This is a genomic window from Streptomyces chartreusis (genome assembly GCF_008704715.1).
Taxonomy (GTDB): domain Bacteria; phylum Actinomycetota; class Actinomycetes; order Streptomycetales; family Streptomycetaceae; genus Streptomyces; species Streptomyces chartreusis.
Genome location: NZ_CP023689.1, coordinates 2,851,830 through 2,870,548, shown reverse-complemented (window position 1 = coordinate 2,870,548; position 18,719 = coordinate 2,851,830). Strand labels below are relative to the sequence as shown.

Sequence of the window (18,719 nt, the reverse complement as noted above, 5' to 3'; positions counted from 1 at the left end):
CCGCGACGTGATTGTTCGTTCGCGTAGGCGTCGTTCGCGTAGAGGTCGATCCTACTGATGCGCCGGGTGCCCGAGGGAGGGAGGCGGATGGAGATGCGGCGCAGGTCCTGGGAGGAATGCGGGAGGTAGGTCCTGTCGCGGGGGTGGCAGCGGATAGGGTGGCGACCCGCGCCGTAGGAGCGGTGCGAAGAGCCTTGTCTAGCAGGGGGAACACCAGGTGAGCACGGGGACTTCGACAGGTTTCTGCCGAATCACCATCGCAGCGCCGGACAGTCGCGTCGATGTGGCGCTGCCGGAGGACCTGCCGGTCCAGGACCTCTTTCCCGAGATCGTCAGACTCTCGGGCCTGGTCCAGTCGGACACCAGTCCCGCCGGTTACCACCTCGTGACCCGCGAGGGCCAAGTACTCGACGCGAGCCGTTCGTTGCTGGAGCACCGGGTCAGGGACGGCGAGGTGCTGCTGCTGCGCACCTTCGCCGACTCGCTGCCGCCGGCCGTGCACGACGACGTCGTCGACGCCATCGCCGCCGCGGTCAAGCAGGACACCCGCAGCTGGAACGACAACCTGATGCGGGTGGCCGGCCTCGTCGCCGGTTCGCTCCTGCTGGTCATGCTCGGCTTCGTCTTCTGGTTCGCGGACCCGGTACGCCACGACATGCACGGCCTCCAGGGCATCCTGGCCGGCGTGACCGCGCTCGCCCTGACGGCACTGGCCGGCGTGCGGGCCCGGGTGTACGACGACCGCGGCTCCGCCGTCGCGCTCGGGATCTCGGCGCTGCCGCACGCGCTCATCGCGGGCTCCGGCGCCATTCCCCAGGACGCGGGCGAGGGCCCCGGCAGGATCCAGTTCCTCGTCGGCTGTGTCGCCGTACTGCTTCTCTCCGTCGTACTGATCATGCTGCTGCCGCAGGGCGACGCCCCCTTCGTCGCCGCCGCACTGGCCTCCGCGATCGGCACGCTCGCCGTGTTCTGCGGGGTGCTCACCGAGGCGGAGCCGCGGGAGATCGCCGCCGGCACCTCGGTCGTCGCGCTGGCGGTCGTCGGCTTCCTGCCCGGCTGGTCGTCCCGGTTCGCCAAGCTGCCGATCGGCTTCCGCAACCCGGAGGAGCTGGCCCGCGCGCGTCGCGACGGCCAGGAGGGCGACCTCGAGGCCGTCGACGTCCAGCGCATCGTCGCCCAGACCAGTCGCGGTCACGAGCTGCTGCTCGGCCTCGTCGGCGGCTGCGCCGCGGTGATCATCGGCGCCGGCGGCGCGGTGCTCGGCTTCAGCGACAACGGCTGGGCCCAGCTGCTGGCCCTGTGCACCGGCCTCGCAGCGATGCTGCGGGCCCGCCTGTTCCGCTACACCGCGCAGGTCACCTGCCTCTTCGTGGCCGGCGTGGTCACGCTCGCCCTGCTGGTCCTCGGCCTCGCGATCTCGCCGCCGGCCGACGTCATCATGGACCTGCTCCGCGGCGACTCCGGCCCGGTCGACGTACGCACCCTCTGGCTCGGCGCCTCCGTCGGGGCCGGTGTGCTGCTGCTGATCGCGATCGCGCTGATCGTGCCCCAGAAGGGTCTGTCCCCCTTCTGGGGCCGCATGCTGGACCTCGCCGACTCCCTGGTCCTGCTCTCCCTCATCCCGATCTGCCTGGCCGTCCTCGACGTCTACGGCAAGGTCCGCGGCGGCATCTGAACCCCGGCGGTGCCCCGGGGCACCGCCGGTCAGGAGCGTGCCCGCGTGCTGGTACGCTGTGTGACGGCCGTTTGTGTACGCGCCTCCGGTTCACCTGGGGGAAGCGCCCAGCGGATCCCCGCCACCCGAGTCACGGAAGCCCCCCTGAGAAGCAGACCAGGGGCACTCGGTGGCAACAGAAGACTCACGAGGAGTACGCGTGTCGCTCGACGCCGCTACGAAGAAGCAGATCATCACCGAGTTCGGTACCAAGGAGGGCGACACCGGCTCCCCCGAGGTCCAGGTCGCGATGCTCTCGCGCCGTATCTCGGACCTGACCGAGCACCTCAAGACGCACAAGCACGACCACCACTCCCGTCGTGGTCTGCTGATCCTCGTCGGTCAGCGTCGCCGCCTTCTCCAGTACCTGGCGAAGAAGGACATCCAGCGCTTCCGTACGCTGGTCGACCGCCTCGGCATCCGCCGCGGTGCGGCGGGCGCCAAGTAAGACGCCATGAGGGGAGCGGTTCCCGGAACGATCGGGAGCCGCTCCCTTTGCCGTACGTACGGAAAGTCAACCGTGCGTGCGGAAACATGCGGAGTGTCACACACGCTTTGTAGTGTGGTAGCACAACGCAGTACGGACGACACAGCACGACGAGTACGAACAGAGGAGAAGCGCGCCTAGCCGCCGCCGGTCCTCGGTAGTGGCCCCCGGGGGAGCGAGCCCCGGGTGCTTCGATCGAAGACCGGCCCGCACCGCACGGAGCGCTTCTCCGCCACCGTCCCCCTGCCACACGGGCAGCGACGGGACAAAAGACGACAAGTAACGGAGAAAACGCTAGTGGAGAACGAGACCCACTACGCCGAGGCCGTCATCGACAACGGCTCCTTCGGCACCCGCACCATCCGCTTCGAGACGGGCCGCCTGGCCAAGCAGGCCGCCGGCTCCGCCGTGGCGTACCTGGACGACGACACCATGGTGCTGTCGGCCACCACCGCCTCCAAGAACCCCAAGGACCAGCTCGACTTCTTCCCCCTGACGGTGGACGTCGAGGAGCGGATGTACGCCGCCGGCAAGATCCCCGGCAGCTTCTTCCGCCGTGAGGGCCGCCCCTCCGAGGACGCCATCCTCACCTGCCGCCTCATCGACCGCCCGCTGCGCCCGTCCTTCAAGAAGGGCCTGCGCAACGAGATCCAGGTCGTCGCCACGATCATGGCGCTCAACCCCGACCACCTGTACGACGTCGTGGCGATCAACGCCGCGTCCGCGTCCACGCAGCTGGCCGGCCTGCCCTTCTCCGGCCCGATCGGCGGCGTCCGCGTCGCGCTGATCCGCGGCCAGTGGGTCGCCTTCCCGACGCACACCGAGCTCGAGGACGCCGTCTTCGACATGGTCGTCGCGGGCCGCACCCTGGAGGACGGCGACGTCGCGATCATGATGGTCGAGGCCGAGGCCACCGAGGGCACCATCAAGCTGGTCCAGGGTGGCGCCGAGGCCCCGACCGAGGAGGTCGTCGCCGCCGGTCTGGACGCCGCGAAGCCCTTCATCAAGGTGCTCTGCAAGGCCCAGGCCGACCTTGCCGCGAAGGCCGCCAAGCCGACCGGCGAGTTCCCGATCTTCCTGGACTACCAGGACGACGTCCTCGAGGCCCTGACCTCCGCCGTCAAGCCGGAGCTCGCCTCCGCGCTGACCATCGCCGGCAAGCAGGAGCGCGAGTCCGAGCTGGACCGCGTCAAGGCGCTCGCCGCCGAGAAGCTCCTGCCGGAGTTCGAGGGCCGCGAGAAGGAGATCTCCGCCGCGTACCGCTCCCTGACCAAGCAGCTCGTTCGCGAGCGCGTGATCAAGGAGAAGAAGCGCATCGACGGCCGTGGCGTGACGGACATCCGTACGCTCGCCGCCGAGGTCGAGGCCATCCCGCGGGTCCACGGTTCCGCCGTGTTCGAGCGTGGCGAGACCCAGATCCTGGGCGTCACCACCCTGAACATGCTCCGCATGGAGCAGCAGCTGGACACGCTGTCGCCGGTGACGCGCAAGCGCTACATGCACAACTACAACTTCCCGCCGTACTCCACCGGCGAGACCGGCCGCGTCGGCTCCCCGAAGCGCCGCGAGATCGGCCACGGCGCCCTCGCCGAGCGCGCCCTGGTCCCGGTCCTGCCGACGCGCGAGGAGTTCCCCTACGCGATCCGCCAGGTCTCCGAGGCGCTGAGCTCCAACGGCTCGACGTCCATGGGCTCGGTCTGCGCCTCCACCATGTCGCTGCTGAACGCCGGTGTGCCGCTGAAGGCCCCCGTCGCCGGTATCGCCATGGGCCTGATCTCCCAGGACATCGAGGGCGAGACCCACTACGTCACCCTCACCGACATCCTCGGTGCGGAGGACGCCTTCGGCGACATGGACTTCAAGGTCGCCGGCACCAAGGAGTTCGTGACCGCCCTCCAGCTCGACACCAAGCTGGACGGCATCCCGGCCTCCGTCCTGGCCGCGGCCCTCAAGCAGGCCCGTGACGCCCGCCTCCACATCCTCGACGTGATGATGGAAGCGATCGACACGCCGGACGAGATGTCCCCGAACGCGCCGCGGATCATCACCGTGAAGATCCCGGTCGACAAGATCGGTGAGGTCATCGGCCCCAAGGGCAAGATGATCAACCAGATCCAGGAGGACACCGGCGCCGAGATCACGATCGAGGACGACGGCACCATCTACATCGGTGCCGCCGACGGCCCGGCCGCCGAGGCCGCCCGCACCACGATCAACGGCATCGCCAACCCGACCATGCCGGAGGTCGGCGAGCGCTACCTGGGCACGGTCGTCAAGACGACCACCTTCGGTGCGTTCGTGTCGCTGCTCCCGGGCAAGGACGGTCTGCTGCACATCTCGCAGATCCGCAAGCTCGCCGGCGGCAAGCGCGTGGAGAACGTCGAGGACGTCCTCGGCGTGGGCCAGAAGGTCCAGGTCGAGATCGCCGAGATCGACTCCCGCGGCAAGCTCTCCCTCGTCCCCGTGATCGAGGGCGAGGAAGGGGCCGACGCCTCCGAGGACAAGAAGGACGACTCCGACAAGTGACGTCGAGTAGCTCCACGACGACGGCCCGCACCTCCTCGGAGGCGCGGGCCGTCGCCCGTACCCAAACCCTGATCAAGGGCGAGAACGGCATCGGCACCGTCCGCAAGACCACCCTCCCGGGCGGCCTGCGCATCGTCACCGAGACCCTGCCCTCGGTCCGCTCCGCGACCTTCGGCATCTGGGCGCACGTCGGCTCCCGCGACGAGACGCCGGCCCTGAACGGCGCCACGCACTATCTGGAGCACCTGCTCTTCAAGGGCACCACCCGCAGGTCCGCCCTGGACATCTCCGCCGCCATCGACGCCGTCGGCGGCGAGATGAACGCGTTCACGGCGAAGGAGTACACCTGCTACTACGCGCGTGTGCTCGACACCGACCTGCCGCTCGCCATCGACGTCGTCTGCGACATGCTGACCGGCTCGCTCATCCTCGAGGACGACGTCAACGTCGAGCGGGGCGCGATCCTCGAAGAGATCGCCATGACCGAGGACGACCCGGGCGACTGCGTGCACGACCTGTTCGCGCACACCATGTTCGGCGACAACCCCCTCGGCCGCCCGGTCCTCGGCACCGTCGACACCGTCAACGCCCTCACCGCCGACCGCATCCGCCGCTTCTACAAGAAGCACTACGATCCGACGCACCTGGTCGTGGCGGCCGCCGGCAACATCGACCACAACAAGGTCGTACGGCAGGTCCGCGCGGCCTTCGAGAAGGCGGGTGCCTTCAAGAACGGCGACGCGGCCCCCATCGCCGCGCGGGGCGGCAGCCGTGCCCTGCGCACCGCGGGCCGCGTCGAGCTCCTCGGCCGCAAGACCGAGCAGGCCCACGTCGTCCTCGGCATGCCGGGCCTGGCCCGTACGGACGACCGCCGCTGGGCGCTGGGTGTGCTGAACACGGCCCTGGGCGGCGGCATGTCGTCCCGCCTGTTTCAGGAGGTCCGCGAGAAGCGCGGCCTGGCCTACAGCGTCTACTCGTACACCTCGGGCTTCGCCGACTGCGGCCTGTTCGGCGTGTACGCGGGCTGCCGGCCCTCCCAGGTCCACGACGTGCTGAAGATCTGCCGCGACGAACTCGACCACGTCGCCGAACACGGCCTGTCCGACGACGAGATCGACCGCGCCATCGGCCAGCTCCGCGGCTCCACCGTCCTCGGCCTGGAGGACACCGGTGCGCTCATGAACCGCATCGGCAAGAGTGAGCTGTGCTGGGGCGAGCAGATGTCCGTCGACGACATGCTGACCCGGATCGCGGCGGTGACCCCGGACGACGTCCGCTCGGTCGCCCGCGACATCCTGGGCCGGCGGCCCTCGCTGTCGGTCATCGGCCCGCTGAAGGACAAGCAGGCGTCCCGGCTGAACGACGCCGTGGCCTGACAGCCCGACAACCCTCTGCTGAAGGAAGCACAAGAGATGAGCAAGCTGCGCGTGGCGGTCCTCGGCGCCAAGGGCCGGATCGGCTCCGAGGCGGTACGGGCGGTCGAGGCCGCCGAGGACATGGAGCTGGTCGCCGCCCTCGGCCGGGGCGACAAGCTGGAGTCCCTCGCGGAGACGGGCGCCCAGGTGGCCGTCGAACTGACCACGCCCGACTCGGTCATGGCCAACCTCGACTACTGCGTGAACCACGGCATCCACGCGGTCGTCGGCACCACGGGCTGGACCGACGAGCGCCTCGCGCAGCTGAACGGCTGGCTGGCCGCCTCCCCGGAGACCGGCGTGCTCATCGCGCCGAACTTCTCCATCGGGGCCGTCCTGAACATGAAGTTCGCGCAGATCGCCGCGCCCTACTTCGAGTCGGTCGAGGTCGTCGAACTGCACCACCCGAAGAAGGTCGACGCCCCGAGCGGTACGGCCACGCGCACGGCCCAGCTCATCGCCGAGGCCCGCCGCGCCGCCGGCACCGCCCCGGCGCCGGACGCCACGGAGACGGCCCTGGACGGCGCCCGTGGCGCGGACGTCGACGGCGTCCCCGTCCACTCCGTCCGCCTGCGCGGCCTGCTGGCCCACCAGGAGGTCCTCCTCGGCGGCGAGGGCGAGACCCTCACCATCCGCCACGACTCCCTCCACCACAGCAGCTTCATGCCGGGCATCCTGCTCGGCGCCCGCCGCGTGGTGACCACTCCGGGCCTCACCTTCGGCCTGGAACACTTCCTGGACCTGGGCTGATGCGCGCAAAGCTGTCCTACGCCATAACGGCCGCCGTCCTGGTCGTCTACTTCGTCCTGGTCGGCAGCCGTGGCGTGATGCTCATCCAGTCCGGCACGGTCCTCACCGTCACCTTCGGGGTGGCGGTGCTGATCCTGCCGGTCATCGGTCTGTGGTTCCTGTGGAAGAACACCCAGTTCGTCCGCCGGGCCAACGCGCTGGCCGCCCAGCTCGACGCCGAGGGCGGCCTGCCCGTCGACGAGCTGAAGCGCACGCCCGGCGGGCGCATCGACCGCGACTCGGCCGACGAGGTCTTCGCCAGGCGCAAGGCCGAGACGGAGGAGGCGCCGGACGACTGGCGCAGCTGGTTCCGCCTCGCGGTCGCCTACCACGACGCGCGCGACACCCCGCGCGCCCGCAAGGCGATGCAGCGCGCGATCGCCCTGCACGACGGCAGGACCATCGAGGCCTGACCGGCCGAAACGTTTGACCTGGCCGTATGCCGAAGGGGCCGGTCCGCAGCTGCGGACCGGCCCCTTCGCGTGCTTCGCGAGGTCAGCCGCGCGAGTTCTCCGCGGCCCACGCCTCGATCGAGTCGGTGGCCCGCTCGAACGCCGCGACCCGGGCGAGGAAGTCGGCGTTGTGCGTGGTCATCAGCATCGGCACGTCGTCCGCCGAGCGACCACGCCGTACGAGCATCAGCGCCTGGCCCTGCACGGTGCGCGGCAGTCCCAGCCAGCGCACCGGCTGCTGCACCGTGCGCACCGCGGCGACCTGCTCCCAGGGCACCGTCCGCGTGACGAGGAACTTCACCTGCCGCAGCCCGCGCGAGCTGACCCACACGCCCATGCGCAGCAGCCGCAGCGCGCCGGCGATGATGGCGAGCGCGATGCCGAAGACGGCAGCGGCGCCGGGGAGCGTGCCGGTCAGGGCGATGATGACGGCCGCGAACAGCACGTACGAGGCGAGCAGCAGCCACAGCGCGGCCGCGCCCACCCGCCACGGGCCGGGGCGGTAGGGCCGCCGCCAGCGCTCGTGGTCGTCGAAGGGCAGCGCGACATCGTCGGCTGCCTCGAACGCGCGATCGGCCGTCAGGAAGGGCAGGGGCACGGCTGGTCCTCACTCAATCCATGCATGGGCTGTGCCCGGTGAGGCTATCTATCCGAGTCCCCGCTCACCACCCTTGGGGGTCCGAAGGGGTCAGCGCCCCTGGGACGCCTGGGACTGCTGGGTCGGTGAGCCGGTGTCGGTCGACAGGGCCGGCATGCCGACCACCAGCGAGCCCACAAGGCCTGCGACGATGGTGAGCCCCAGCAGCCAGCGGCCGGCCATCTGACCGGCGGACGCCCGCTCACGGGGCGGGGGAGCGACATTGCTGCGGAATCGGTCGGCTTCGGCGAGGAAGGCGAAGGGTACGGACTCGCGCCGACGGAACATCGGGAGTCTTCTCCTCTCGGGATCGTATGGGTGACCGTCATCAACACAGACGAGCGAGAGCCCCAAAAGGTGCCCGGTTTCACCGAATTCACAGAAATTCGCGGCCGTTCGCGGACGTATGTCGCGACCCGGCACCGAACGCCCCGTTGTCAGTGCCGCCCCGTAGAGTGGGCGCCGCCCCGCAGAAGTGATGGAAGGACCCCCCGAGCCGTGACCGACACCCCCGCAGACGACCTCAAGCCCAGCTTCCGCAGCGATGTCTCCGTCGAGCTGGTCAAGCACAGCGCGGCCGACTCCGACGTGCTGTGGGCCGCCCGTGTCTCCACCGCCGGCGAGCAGTCCCTGGAGGAGCTCAACAAGGACCCGGAGCGCTCCAAGGGCCTGATCAACTACCTGATGCGGGACCGGCACGGCAGCCCCTTCGAGCACAACTCGATGACCTTCTTCATCAGCGCCCCGATCTTCGTCTTCCGCGAGTTCATGCGGCACCGCGTGGGCTGGTCGTACAACGAGGAAAGCGGCCGGTACAGGGAGCTCCAGCCCGTTTTCTACGTCCCCGACGCCTCCCGCAAGCTGGTCCAGGAGGGCCGCCCGGGCAAGTACGTCTTCGTGGAGGGCACCCAGGCCCAGCAGGAGCTGGTCGGCCGCACCATGGAGGACTCCTACCGGCAGGCCTACGAGGCCTACCAGGAGATGCTCGCCGCCGGCGTCGCCCGCGAGGTGGCCCGCGCCGTCCTCCCGGTCGGCCTGTTCTCCTCGATGTACGCCACCTGCAACGCCCGCTCGCTGATGCACTTCCTCGGCCTGCGCACCCAGCACGAGCTGGCCAAGGTCCCGTCCTTCCCGCAGCGGGAGATCGAGATGGTCGGCGAGAAGATGGAGGCGGAGTGGGCCAGGCTCATGCCGCTGACGTACGCCGCCTTCAATGCGAACGGCCGCATGGCGCCGTAACGCGACCCGGGCACGGCCGCAGGCGTCAGCCTCATGAAGTGTCCGTATTGCGGCATTTAGAGAAGTTCATCTAGCCTGATCAAACGGACCCGGCACTGCTTGAACCCCCGAGCAGGCAGTGCCGGGCTCCATATTTGTCCGGACTTACCCGCACCCCCCTAGGGCAGACCCGGCCGTGCGCAACGAGTAGCGTGTAACCCATGGCTCCGACCTCCACTCCGCAGACCCCCTTCGGGCGGGTCCTCACCGCCATGATCACGCCCTTCACGGCGGACGGCGCACTCGACATCGACGGCGCACAGCGGCTCGCCGCGCACCTGGTGGACGCAGGCAACGACGGCCTGATCATCAACGGCACCACCGGCGAGTCCCCCACCACCAGCGACGCGGAGAAAGCCGACCTCGTACGAGCGGTCGTGGAGGCCGTCGGCGACCGTGCCCACGTGGTGGCCGGAGTCGGCACCAACGACACCCACCACAGCCTGGAGCTAGCCCGCACCGCCCAGCAGGTGGGCGCACACGGCCTGCTGGTCGTCACGCCGTACTACAACAAGCCCCCGCAGGAGGGCCTGTACCGGCACTTCAAGGCCATCGCCGACAGCACCGAGCTGCCGGTCATGCTCTACGACATCCCTGGCCGCAGCGGCGTCCCGATCAACACCGAGACGATCGTCCGCCTGGCCGAGCACCCGCGCATCGTCGCCAACAAGGACGCGAAGGGTGACCTCGGCCGAGCCAGCTGGGCCATCGCCCGCTCCGGCCTCGCCTGGTACTCCGGCGACGACATGCTGAACCTGCCGCTGCTCTCCGTGGGCGCGGTCGGCTTCGTCTCGGTCGTCGGCCACCTCGTCACCCCCGACCTGCGCGCGCTCGTCGACGCGCACGTCTCCGGCGACGTCCAGAAGGCCACGGAGATCCACCAGAAGCTGCTCCCGGTCTACACCGGCATGTTCCGCACCCAGGGCGTCATGACGACGAAGGCCGCGCTTGCCCTCCAGGGCCTGCCCGCCGGGCCGCTGCGCGCCCCCATGGCGGAGTGCTCGCCCGAGGAGATCGAGCAGCTCAAGATCGATCTTGCCGCCGGCGGGGTACAGCTCTAACACCAGACTTCGCGCGCCGGCCGCGCAGCAGACTCCACAACTGAATAAGCGGGCCACCGGTGCCTGCGCACTACACACAACGACAACTGCTTCTGCACGAACGTCACGCGCGCCACGTGCCCGACCGGTACGTGGCGCGTGTGGTGAGGAGAGTCTTTTGAGTCATCCGCATCCTGAACTTGCCCCGCCCCCGCCGCTCCCCGAAGGCGGCCTGCGGGTCACCCCGCTCGGCGGCCTCGGCGAGATCGGCCGCAACATGACGGTCTTCGAGTACGGCGGCCGTCTGCTGATCGTCGACTGCGGAGTGCTCTTCCCCGAGGAGGAGCAGCCCGGAATCGACCTGATCCTGCCGGACTTCTCGTCCATCAGGGACCGCCTCGACGACATCGAGGGCATCGTCCTCACGCACGGTCACGAGGACCACATCGGCGGCGTCCCCTTCCTGCTCCGCGAGAAGCCGGACATCCCGCTGATCGGCTCCAAGCTGACCCTCGCCCTGATCGAGGCCAAGCTCCAGGAGCACCGCATCCGCCCCTACACCCTGGAGGTGGCGGAGGGTAACCGCGAGCGCATCGGTCCCTTCGACTGCGAGTTCGTCGCGGTCAACCACTCCATCCCGGACGCCCTGGCCGTGGCCATTCGCACGCCCGCGGGCATGGTGGTCCACACCGGCGACTTCAAGATGGACCAGCTCCCGCTGGACAACCGTCTGACAGATCTGCACGCGTTCGCACGACTGAGCGAAGAGGGCATCGACCTCCTTCTCTCGGACTCCACGAACGCCGAGGTCCCGGGGTTCGTCCCGCCCGAGCGCGACATCTCCAACGTCCTGCGCCAGGTGTTCGCGGGTGCCCGCAAGCGGATCATCGTGGCCAGCTTCGCCAGCCACATCCACCGCATCCAGCAGATCCTGGACGCGGCCCACGAGTACGGCCGCCGGGTCGCCTTCGTCGGCCGCTCGATGGTCCGCAACATGGGCATCGCACGCGATCTGGGCTACCTGAAGGTCCCGCCGGGCCTGGTGGTGGACGTCAAGACCCTCGACGACCTCCCGGACAGCGAAGTGGTCCTGGTCTGCACGGGCTCCCAGGGCGAGCCGATGGCGGCCCTGTCGAGGATGGCCAACCGCGACCACCAGATCCGCATCGTCGACGGCGACACGGTGATCCTGGCGTCGTCCCTCATCCCCGGCAACGAGAACGCGGTCTACCGCGTGATCAACGGCCTGACCCGCTGGGGCGCGAACGTCGTCCACAAGGGCAACGCCAAGGTCCACGTCTCGGGCCACGCCTCGGCCGGCGAGCTGCTGTACTTCTACAACATCTGCCGACCGAAGAACCTGATGCCGGTGCACGGCGAATGGCGCCACCTGCGGGCCAACGCCGAACTGGGCGCCCTCACCGGCGTCCCGCACGACCGCATCGTCATCGCCGAGGACGGCGTCGTCGTCGACCTCATCGAGGGCAAGGCCAAGATCGCCGGCAAGGTCCAGGCCGGATACGTGTACGTCGACGGCCTCTCGGTCGGCGACGTGGGCGAGCCGGCGCTCAAGGACCGCAAGATCCTCGGCGACGAGGGCATCATCTCGGTCTTCGTGGTGGTGGACTCGTCCACCGGCAAGATCACGGGCGGCCCGCACATCCAGGCCCGCGGTTCCGGCATCGAGGACTCCGCCTTCGGGGATGTCATCCCGAAGATCACGGAGGTGCTGGAGCGGTCGGCCCAGGACGGCGTGGTCGAGCCCCACCAGCTGCAGCAGCTGGTGCGGCGCACCCTGGGCAAGTGGGTCTCCGACACCTACCGGCGCAGGCCGATGATCCTGCCTGTGGTGGTGGAGGTCTGACGGTCCGTCGGACGTTCGACTGCGTGAACCTGGAGCGGGGCGCCTCGATTTGCATCGGGGCGCCCCGCTCCAGTACGTTTACGGCTCCGCCTGACCGGGAACCCGACCGCTTCGTGCGTCGGAACCAGTCCCCGGAGACGGTGGAAATTCCGACTCAGAATCTCTGATAAAGTTGGAACCGCCGGAAAGGGAAACGCGAAAGCGGGAACCTGGAAAGCGCCGAGGAAATCGGATCGGAAAGATCTGATAGAGTCGGAAACGCAAGACCGAAGGGAAAAGCCCGGAGGAAAGCCCGAGAGGGTGAGTACAAAGGAAGCGTCCGTTCCTTGAGAACTCAACAGCGTGCCAAAAATCAACGCCAGATATGTTGATACCCCGTCTCCGACCGTTCGGTTGGGGCGAGGTTCCTTTGAAATAACACAGCGAGGACGCTGTGAACCGGGAGACTATTCCTCTCCTGGTTCCGCTCTCGTGTGTGTGCACCGGATGACCGGTAAACATTCACGGAGAGTTTGATCCTGGCTCAGGACGAACGCTGGCGGCGTGCTTAACACATGCAAGTCGAACGATGAACCACTTCGGTGGGGATTAGTGGCGAACGGGTGAGTAACACGTGGGCAATCTGCCCTTCACTCTGGGACAAGCCCTGGAAACGGGGTCTAATACCGGATAACACTCCTGTCCTCCTGGACGGGGGTTAAAAGCTCCGGCGGTGAAGGATGAGCCCGCGGCCTATCAGCTTGTTGGTGAGGTAATGGCTCACCAAGGCGACGACGGGTAGCCGGCCTGAGAGGGCGACCGGCCACACTGGGACTGAGACACGGCCCAGACTCCTACGGGAGGCAGCAGTGGGGAATATTGCACAATGGGCGAAAGCCTGATGCAGCGACGCCGCGTGAGGGATGACGGCCTTCGGGTTGTAAACCTCTTTCAGCAGGGAAGAAGCGAAAGTGACGGTACCTGCAGAAGAAGCGCCGGCTAACTACGTGCCAGCAGCCGCGGTAATACGTAGGGCGCAAGCGTTGTCCGGAATTATTGGGCGTAAAGAGCTCGTAGGCGGCTTGTCACGTCGGGTGTGAAAGCCCGGGGCTTAACCCCGGGTCTGCATTCGATACGGGCTAGCTAGAGTGTGGTAGGGGAGATCGGAATTCCTGGTGTAGCGGTGAAATGCGCAGATATCAGGAGGAACACCGGTGGCGAAGGCGGATCTCTGGGCCATTACTGACGCTGAGGAGCGAAAGCGTGGGGAGCGAACAGGATTAGATACCCTGGTAGTCCACGCCGTAAACGGTGGGAACTAGGTGTTGGCGACATTCCACGTCGTCGGTGCCGCAGCTAACGCATTAAGTTCCCCGCCTGGGGAGTACGGCCGCAAGGCTAAAACTCAAAGGAATTGACGGGGGCCCGCACAAGCAGCGGAGCATGTGGCTTAATTCGACGCAACGCGAAGAACCTTACCAAGGCTTGACATACACCGGAAAGCATTAGAGATAGTGCCCCCCTTGTGGTCGGTGTACAGGTGGTGCATGGCTGTCGTCAGCTCGTGTCGTGAGATGTTGGGTTAAGTCCCGCAACGAGCGCAACCCTTGTTCTGTGTTGCCAGCATGCCCTTCGGGGTGATGGGGACTCACAGGAGACCGCCGGGGTCAACTCGGAGGAAGGTGGGGACGACGTCAAGTCATCATGCCCCTTATGTCTTGGGCTGCACACGTGCTACAATGGCAGGTACAATGAGCTGCGATACCGTGAGGTGGAGCGAATCTCAAAAAGCCTGTCTCAGTTCGGATTGGGGTCTGCAACTCGACCCCATGAAGTCGGAGTTGCTAGTAATCGCAGATCAGCATTGCTGCGGTGAATACGTTCCCGGGCCTTGTACACACCGCCCGTCACGTCACGAAAGTCGGTAACACCCGAAGCCGGTGGCCCAACCCCTTGTGGGAGGGAGCTGTCGAAGGTGGGACTGGCGATTGGGACGAAGTCGTAACAAGGTAGCCGTACCGGAAGGTGCGGCTGGATCACCTCCTTTCTAAGGAGCACTTCTCACCAACTCCGGTTGGTCAGAGGCCAGTACATCGGCGAATGTCTGATGCTGGTTGCTCATGGGTGGAACGTTGATTATTCGGCCGATCTTCTGGGTCGGAGGCTTGCCAGTACTGCTCTTCGGAGCGTGGAACGCATGATCTCCGGACAGGGTCCGGCCTGGCACGCTGTTGGGTGTCTGAAGGTACGGCCGGTCAGGCTGCCTTCAGGTGCCGGCCCCAGTGAACTCGCTGATGACAGCGGGGTGATGGGTGGCTGGTCGTTGTTTGAGAACTGCACAGTGGACGCGAGCATCTGTGGCCAAGTTTTTAAGGGCGCACGGTGGATGCCTTGGCACCAGGAACCGATGAAGGACGTGGGAGGCCACGATAGTCCCCGGGGAGTCGTCAACCAGGCTTTGATCCGGGGGTTTCCGAATGGGGAAACCCGGCAGTCGTCATGGGCTGTCACCCTTGTCTGAACACATAGGGCAAGTGGAGGGAACGCGGGGAAGTGAAACATCTCAGTACCCGCAGGAAGAGAAAACAACCGTGATTCCGGGAGTAGTGGCGAGCGAAACTGGATGAGGCCAAACCGTATACGTGTGAGACCCGGCAGGGGTTGCGTATGCGGGGTTGTGGGATCTCTCTTTCACAGTCTGCCGGCTGTGAGACGAGTCAGAAACCGTTGATGTAGGCGAAGGACATGCGAAAGGTCCGGCGTAGAGGGTAAGACCCCCGTAGTCGAAACATCAGCGGCTCGTTTGAGAGACACCCAAGTAGCACGGGGCCCGAGAAATCCCGTGTGAATCTGGCGGGACCACCCGCTAAGCCTAAATATTCCCTGGTGACCGATAGCGGATAGTACCGTGAGGGAATGGTGAAAAGTACCCCGGGAGGGGAGTGAAATAGTACCTGAAACCGTGTGCCTACAAGCCGTGGGAGCGTCGGATATGTGCTTGCACATATCTCGTGACTGCGTGCCTTTTGAAGAATGAGCCTGCGAGTTTGCGGTGTGTTGCGAGGTTAACCCGTGTGGGGAAGCCGTAGCGAAAGCGAGTCCGAATAGGGCGGTATAGTAGCGCGCTCAAGACCCGAAGCGGAGTGATCTAGCCATGGGCAGGTTGAAGCGGAGGTAAGACTTCGTGGAGGACCGAACCCACCAGGGTTGAAAACCTGGGGGATGACCTGTGGTTAGGGGTGAAAGGCCAATCAAACTCCGTGATAGCTGGTTCTCCCCGAAATGCATTTAGGTGCAGCGTCGTGTGTTTCTTGCCGGAGGTAGAGCACTGGATAGGCGATGGGCCCTACCGGGTTACTGACCTTAGCCAAACTCCGAATGCCGGTAAGTGAGAGCGCGGCAGTGAGACTGTGGGGGATAAGCTCCATGGTCGAGAGGGAAACAGCCCAGAGCATCGACTAAGGCCCCTAAGCGTACGCTAAGTGGGAAAGGATGTGGAGTCGCAGAGACAACCAGGAGGTTGGCTTAGAAGCAGCCACCCTTGAAAGAGTGCGTAATAGCTCACTGGTCTAGTGATTCCGCGCCGACAATGTAGCGGGGCTCAAGCGTACCGCCGAAGTCGTGTCATTGCAGCAATACTCCCAACGGAGGCTGTGATGGGTAGGGGAGCGTCGTGTGCCGGGTGAAGCCGCGCCGGAAGGCAGTGGTGGACGGTTCACGAGTGAGAATGCAGGCATGAGTAGCGATTCACACGTGAGAAACGTGTGCGCCGATTGACTAAGGGTTCCTGGGTCAAGCTGATCTGCCCAGGGTAAGTCGGGACCTAAGGCGAGGCCGACAGGCGTAGTCGATGGATAACCGGTTGATATTCCGGTACCCGCTGTGAAGCGTCAAACATCGAACCCATTAATGCTAAGGCCGTGAAGCCGCCCTGGAGCCTTCGGGCAAAGGGGAGTGGTGGAGCCGCCGAACCAAGGTGGTAGTAGGTGAGTGATGGGGTGACGCAGGAAGGTAGTCCATCCCGGGCGGTGGTTGTCCCGGGGTAAGGGTGTAGGACGTCAGGTAGGCAAATCCGCCTGACATGTGTCTGAGACCTGATGCCGAGCCGATTGTGGTGAAGTGGATGATCCTATGCTGTCGAGAAAAGCCTCTAGCGAGTTTCATGGCGGCCCGTACCCTAAACCGACTCAGGTGGTCAGGTAGAGAATACCGAGGCGTTCGGGTGAACTATGGTTAAGGAACTCGGCAAAATGCCCCCGTAACTTCGGGAGAAGGGGGGCCACGTCCGGTGATTGGATTTACTCCATGAGCTGGGGGTGGCCGCAGAGACCAGCGAGAAGCGACTGTTTACTAAAAACACAGGTCCGTGCGAAGCCGTAAGGCGATGTATACGGACTGACGCCTGCCCGGTGCTGGAACGTTAAGGGGACCGGTTAGCTCCATTTCGGTGGGGCGAAGCTGAGAACTTAAGCGCCAGTAAACGGCGGTGGTAACTATAACCATCCTAAGGTAGCGAAATTCCTTGTCGGGTAAGTTCCGACCTGCACGAATGGCGTAACGACTTCTCGACTGTCTCAACCATAGGCCCGGTGAAATTGCACTACGAGTAAAGATGCTCGTTTCGCGCAGCAGGACGGAAAGACCCCGGGACCTTTACTACAGTTTGATATTGGTGTTCGGTTCGGCTTGTGTAGGATAGCTGGGAGACTGTGAACTCTGGACGCCAGTTCAGGGGGAGTCGTCGTTGAAATACCAGTCTGGTCGTGCTGGATGTCTAACCTGGGTCCGTGATCCGGATCAGGGACAGTGTCTGATGGGTAGTTTAACTGGGGCGGTTGCCTCCTAAAGAGTAACGGAGGCGCCCAAAGGTTCCCTCAGCCTGGTTGGCAATCAGGTGTTGAGTGTAAGTGCACAAGGGAGCTTGACTGTGAGACCGACGGGTCGAGCAGGGACGAAAGTCGGGACTAGTGATCCGGCGGTGGCTTGTGGAAGCGCCGTCGCTCAACGGATAAAAGGTACCCCGGGGATAACAGGCTGATCTTCCCCAAGAGTCCATATCGACGGGATGGTTTGGCACCTCGATGTCGGCTCGTCGCATCCTGGGGCTGGAGTCGGTCCCAAGGGTTGGGCTGTTCGCCCATTAAAGCGGTACGCGAGCTGGGTTTAGAACGTCGTGAGACAGTTCGGTCCCTATCCGCTGCGCGCGCAGGAATATTGAGAAGGGCTGTCCCTAGTACGAGAGGACCGGGACGGACGAACCTCTGGTGTGCCAGTTGTTCTGCCAAGGGCATGGCTGGTTGGCTACGTTCGGGAGGGATAACCGCTGAAAGCATCTAAGCGGGAAGCCTGCTTCGAGATGAGTATTCCCACCCACTTGATGGGGTAAGGCTCCCAGTAGACGACTGGGTTGATAGGCCGGATCTGGAAGCACGGTAACGTGTGGAGGTGACCGGTACTAATAGGCCGAGGGCTTGTCCTCAGTTGCTCGCGTCCACTGTGTTGGTTCTGAAACCACGAACAGCCCCGTATGGCCACATACGGTGCGGCAAGTTCGACAGTTTCATAGTGTTTCGGTGGTTATAGCGTGAGGGAAACGCCCGGTTACATTCCGAACCCGGAAGCTAAGCCTTACAGCGCCGATGGTACTGCAGGGGGGACCCTGTGGGAGAGTAGGACGCCGCCGAACTCCTTGTATCGGGTTGGACCCGGAACTTCGGTTCCGGGTCCAACCCTTTTTTGTTGTCCGTCACCTGACGTTCACGTTCCGCAACCAACATCACCCACATGGGTACTGCTGCAATGCTCAGGGCTGCCGGCGTAGGTGTCGGTGATGAGGTTGTCGTACCGGCCTTCGGGAACGTCGAAGTCGCCGAGGCCGTGGTCCTGGCCGGAGCGCTGCCGGTGTTCGCCGACATAGATCCGGTGACGTACTGCCTGGACGCCGGCGCTGTCGCGGCGGTTGTCACTCGGCGCACGGCGGCCGTTGTGGCCGTACACCGGTTCGGGCGGTCGGCCGATATCGCGCGGCTGCACGAGATCGGGCAGCGGCACGGGCTGCTGGTGCTGGAGCAGGGTGAGTCCGAGGCTCCGTACGACGAGATCGCTCAGCGCAGGCAGCGGGCCTCGTACCTGGATGCGAAGCTCAAGGGTGTCTACACGCCGGATGGCGGTGACGGGCACACATACCAGCAGTACATCGTGCGGGTTCCCGGGAACGGGCGGCCGGATCGGGACGCCTTCGCTCGGGCCGTGCGGGCCAGGGGAGTTGAGTGCCGGGTGCCGGTGAAGACCCCTGTGCATCGGCTGCCCGAGTACCGGCGGTGTGTGTCCCTGCCGGAGACCGAGCGGGCCGCTGATGAAACGTTGGCTCTGCCGGTTGACGCCTCGCTGACGAAGAGGGACATGCAGCGCGTGGTGTCCGCCTGCAATGCGCTCGGAGGACTGCTTCAGCCCGCTTTCTGAGCGAGTTTGGGAGCACGGCGCGTTCGGGGTATGCTCTATTTCGTTGCCGCGAGGGAAACTTCGCAAAAGGCAGCCG

At 65.7% G+C, this 18,719-nt stretch carries 12 protein-coding genes and 3 rRNA genes; 13 read left to right on the top strand and 2 right to left on the bottom strand.

Going from position 1 to position 18,719, the window contains the following annotated elements; genetic code table 11:
- The first annotated feature begins 217 nt into the window (after positions 1–217).
- From eccD to CP983_RS11890, 6 genes are all read left to right on the top strand, one after another.
- Entirely contained in the window at positions 218–1,675 is a 1,458-nt protein-coding gene (gene eccD, locus CP983_RS11915) for a type VII secretion integral membrane protein EccD (RefSeq protein ID WP_150499575.1), read from the top strand.
- Between the two features lie 199 nt (positions 1,676–1,874).
- Entirely contained in the window at positions 1,875–2,162 is a 288-nt protein-coding gene (gene rpsO / locus CP983_RS11910) for a 30S ribosomal protein S15 (protein ID WP_020138875.1), read from the top strand.
- Between the two features lie 336 nt (positions 2,163–2,498).
- The gene (locus CP983_RS11905) at positions 2,499–4,727 is read left to right on the top strand and encodes a polyribonucleotide nucleotidyltransferase (RefSeq protein ID WP_107902171.1); all 2,229 of its coding nucleotides are present in this window, start codon (positions 2,499–2,501) and stop codon (positions 4,725–4,727) included.
- A complete protein-coding gene (locus tag CP983_RS11900) occupies positions 4,724–6,103 on the top strand; it encodes a M16 family metallopeptidase (protein ID WP_107902169.1) in 1,380 nt (459 codons plus the stop codon). The genes CP983_RS11905 and CP983_RS11900 overlap by 4 nt, the downstream gene beginning before the upstream one ends.
- A gap of 36 nt (positions 6,104–6,139) precedes the next feature.
- Positions 6,140–6,892 (top strand): 4-hydroxy-tetrahydrodipicolinate reductase, encoded by a 753-nt coding sequence (gene dapB / locus CP983_RS11895; RefSeq protein ID WP_125526527.1) that lies wholly within the window; start codon positions 6,140–6,142, stop codon positions 6,890–6,892.
- Positions 6,892–7,344, top strand: a complete 453-nt coding sequence (locus CP983_RS11890) for a tetratricopeptide repeat protein (RefSeq protein WP_125526528.1) — start codon at positions 6,892–6,894, stop codon at positions 7,342–7,344. The genes dapB and CP983_RS11890 overlap by 1 nt, the downstream gene beginning before the upstream one ends.
- 82 nt (positions 7,345–7,426) lie before the next feature.
- Here the strand turns inward: CP983_RS11890 and CP983_RS11885 are convergent, their stop codons facing one another.
- Entirely contained in the window at positions 7,427–7,981 is a 555-nt protein-coding gene (locus CP983_RS11885) for a PH domain-containing protein (protein ID WP_107902163.1), read from the bottom strand.
- A gap of 90 nt (positions 7,982–8,071) precedes the next feature.
- Positions 8,072–8,308, bottom strand: a complete 237-nt coding sequence (locus tag CP983_RS11880; RefSeq protein ID WP_107902161.1) for a hypothetical protein — start codon at positions 8,306–8,308, stop codon at positions 8,072–8,074.
- A gap of 210 nt (positions 8,309–8,518) precedes the next feature.
- On the opposite strand from CP983_RS11880, the gene thyX reads away from it, so the two are divergent.
- The 7 genes from thyX to CP983_RS11840 all read left to right on the top strand — a co-directional run bounded on the left by thyX (position 8,519) and on the right by CP983_RS11840 (position 18,643).
- Positions 8,519–9,259: an FAD-dependent thymidylate synthase gene (gene thyX / locus CP983_RS11875; RefSeq protein WP_150499574.1), complete on the top strand. Its 741-nt coding sequence runs from the start codon at positions 8,519–8,521 to the stop codon at positions 9,257–9,259.
- 200 nt (positions 9,260–9,459) lie between these two features.
- The gene (gene dapA, locus CP983_RS11870) at positions 9,460–10,359 is read left to right on the top strand and encodes a 4-hydroxy-tetrahydrodipicolinate synthase (RefSeq protein WP_030956132.1); all 900 of its coding nucleotides are present in this window, start codon (positions 9,460–9,462) and stop codon (positions 10,357–10,359) included.
- Between the two features lie 157 nt (positions 10,360–10,516).
- Positions 10,517–12,202, top strand: a complete 1,686-nt coding sequence (locus tag CP983_RS11865) for a ribonuclease J (RefSeq protein WP_125526530.1) — start codon at positions 10,517–10,519, stop codon at positions 12,200–12,202.
- 500 nt (positions 12,203–12,702) lie between these two features.
- Positions 12,703–14,228 (top strand): 16S ribosomal RNA (locus CP983_RS11855).
- A gap of 312 nt (positions 14,229–14,540) precedes the next feature.
- Positions 14,541–17,660: ribosomal RNA gene (locus CP983_RS11850) — 23S ribosomal RNA — on the top strand.
- Positions 17,661–17,750: 90 nt separating this feature from the next.
- Positions 17,751–17,867, top strand: a 5S ribosomal RNA gene (gene rrf / locus CP983_RS11845).
- Together the 16S, 23S and 5S rRNA genes form the textbook arrangement of a ribosomal RNA operon.
- Before the next feature lie 113 nt (positions 17,868–17,980).
- The gene (locus tag CP983_RS11840) at positions 17,981–18,643 is read left to right on the top strand and encodes a DegT/DnrJ/EryC1/StrS family aminotransferase (protein WP_107907420.1); all 663 of its coding nucleotides are present in this window, start codon (positions 17,981–17,983) and stop codon (positions 18,641–18,643) included.
- Positions 18,644–18,719 lie beyond the last annotated feature (76 nt).

Coding starts and splice junctions, on each gene's coding strand:
- CP983_RS11880 (WP_107902161.1), bottom strand. CDS start 8,308: ATGTTCCGTCGGCGCGAGTCCGTACCCTTCGCCTTCCTCGCCGAAGCC.
- dapA (WP_030956132.1), top strand. CDS start 9,460: ATGGCTCCGACCTCCACTCCGCAGACCCCCTTCGGGCGGGTCCTCACC.
- CP983_RS11840 (WP_107907420.1), top strand. CDS start 17,981: ATGCTCAGGGCTGCCGGCGTAGGTGTCGGTGATGAGGTTGTCGTACCG.
- CP983_RS11890 (WP_125526528.1), top strand. CDS start 6,892: ATGCGCGCAAAGCTGTCCTACGCCATAACGGCCGCCGTCCTGGTCGTC.
- dapB (WP_125526527.1), top strand. CDS start 6,140: ATGAGCAAGCTGCGCGTGGCGGTCCTCGGCGCCAAGGGCCGGATCGGC.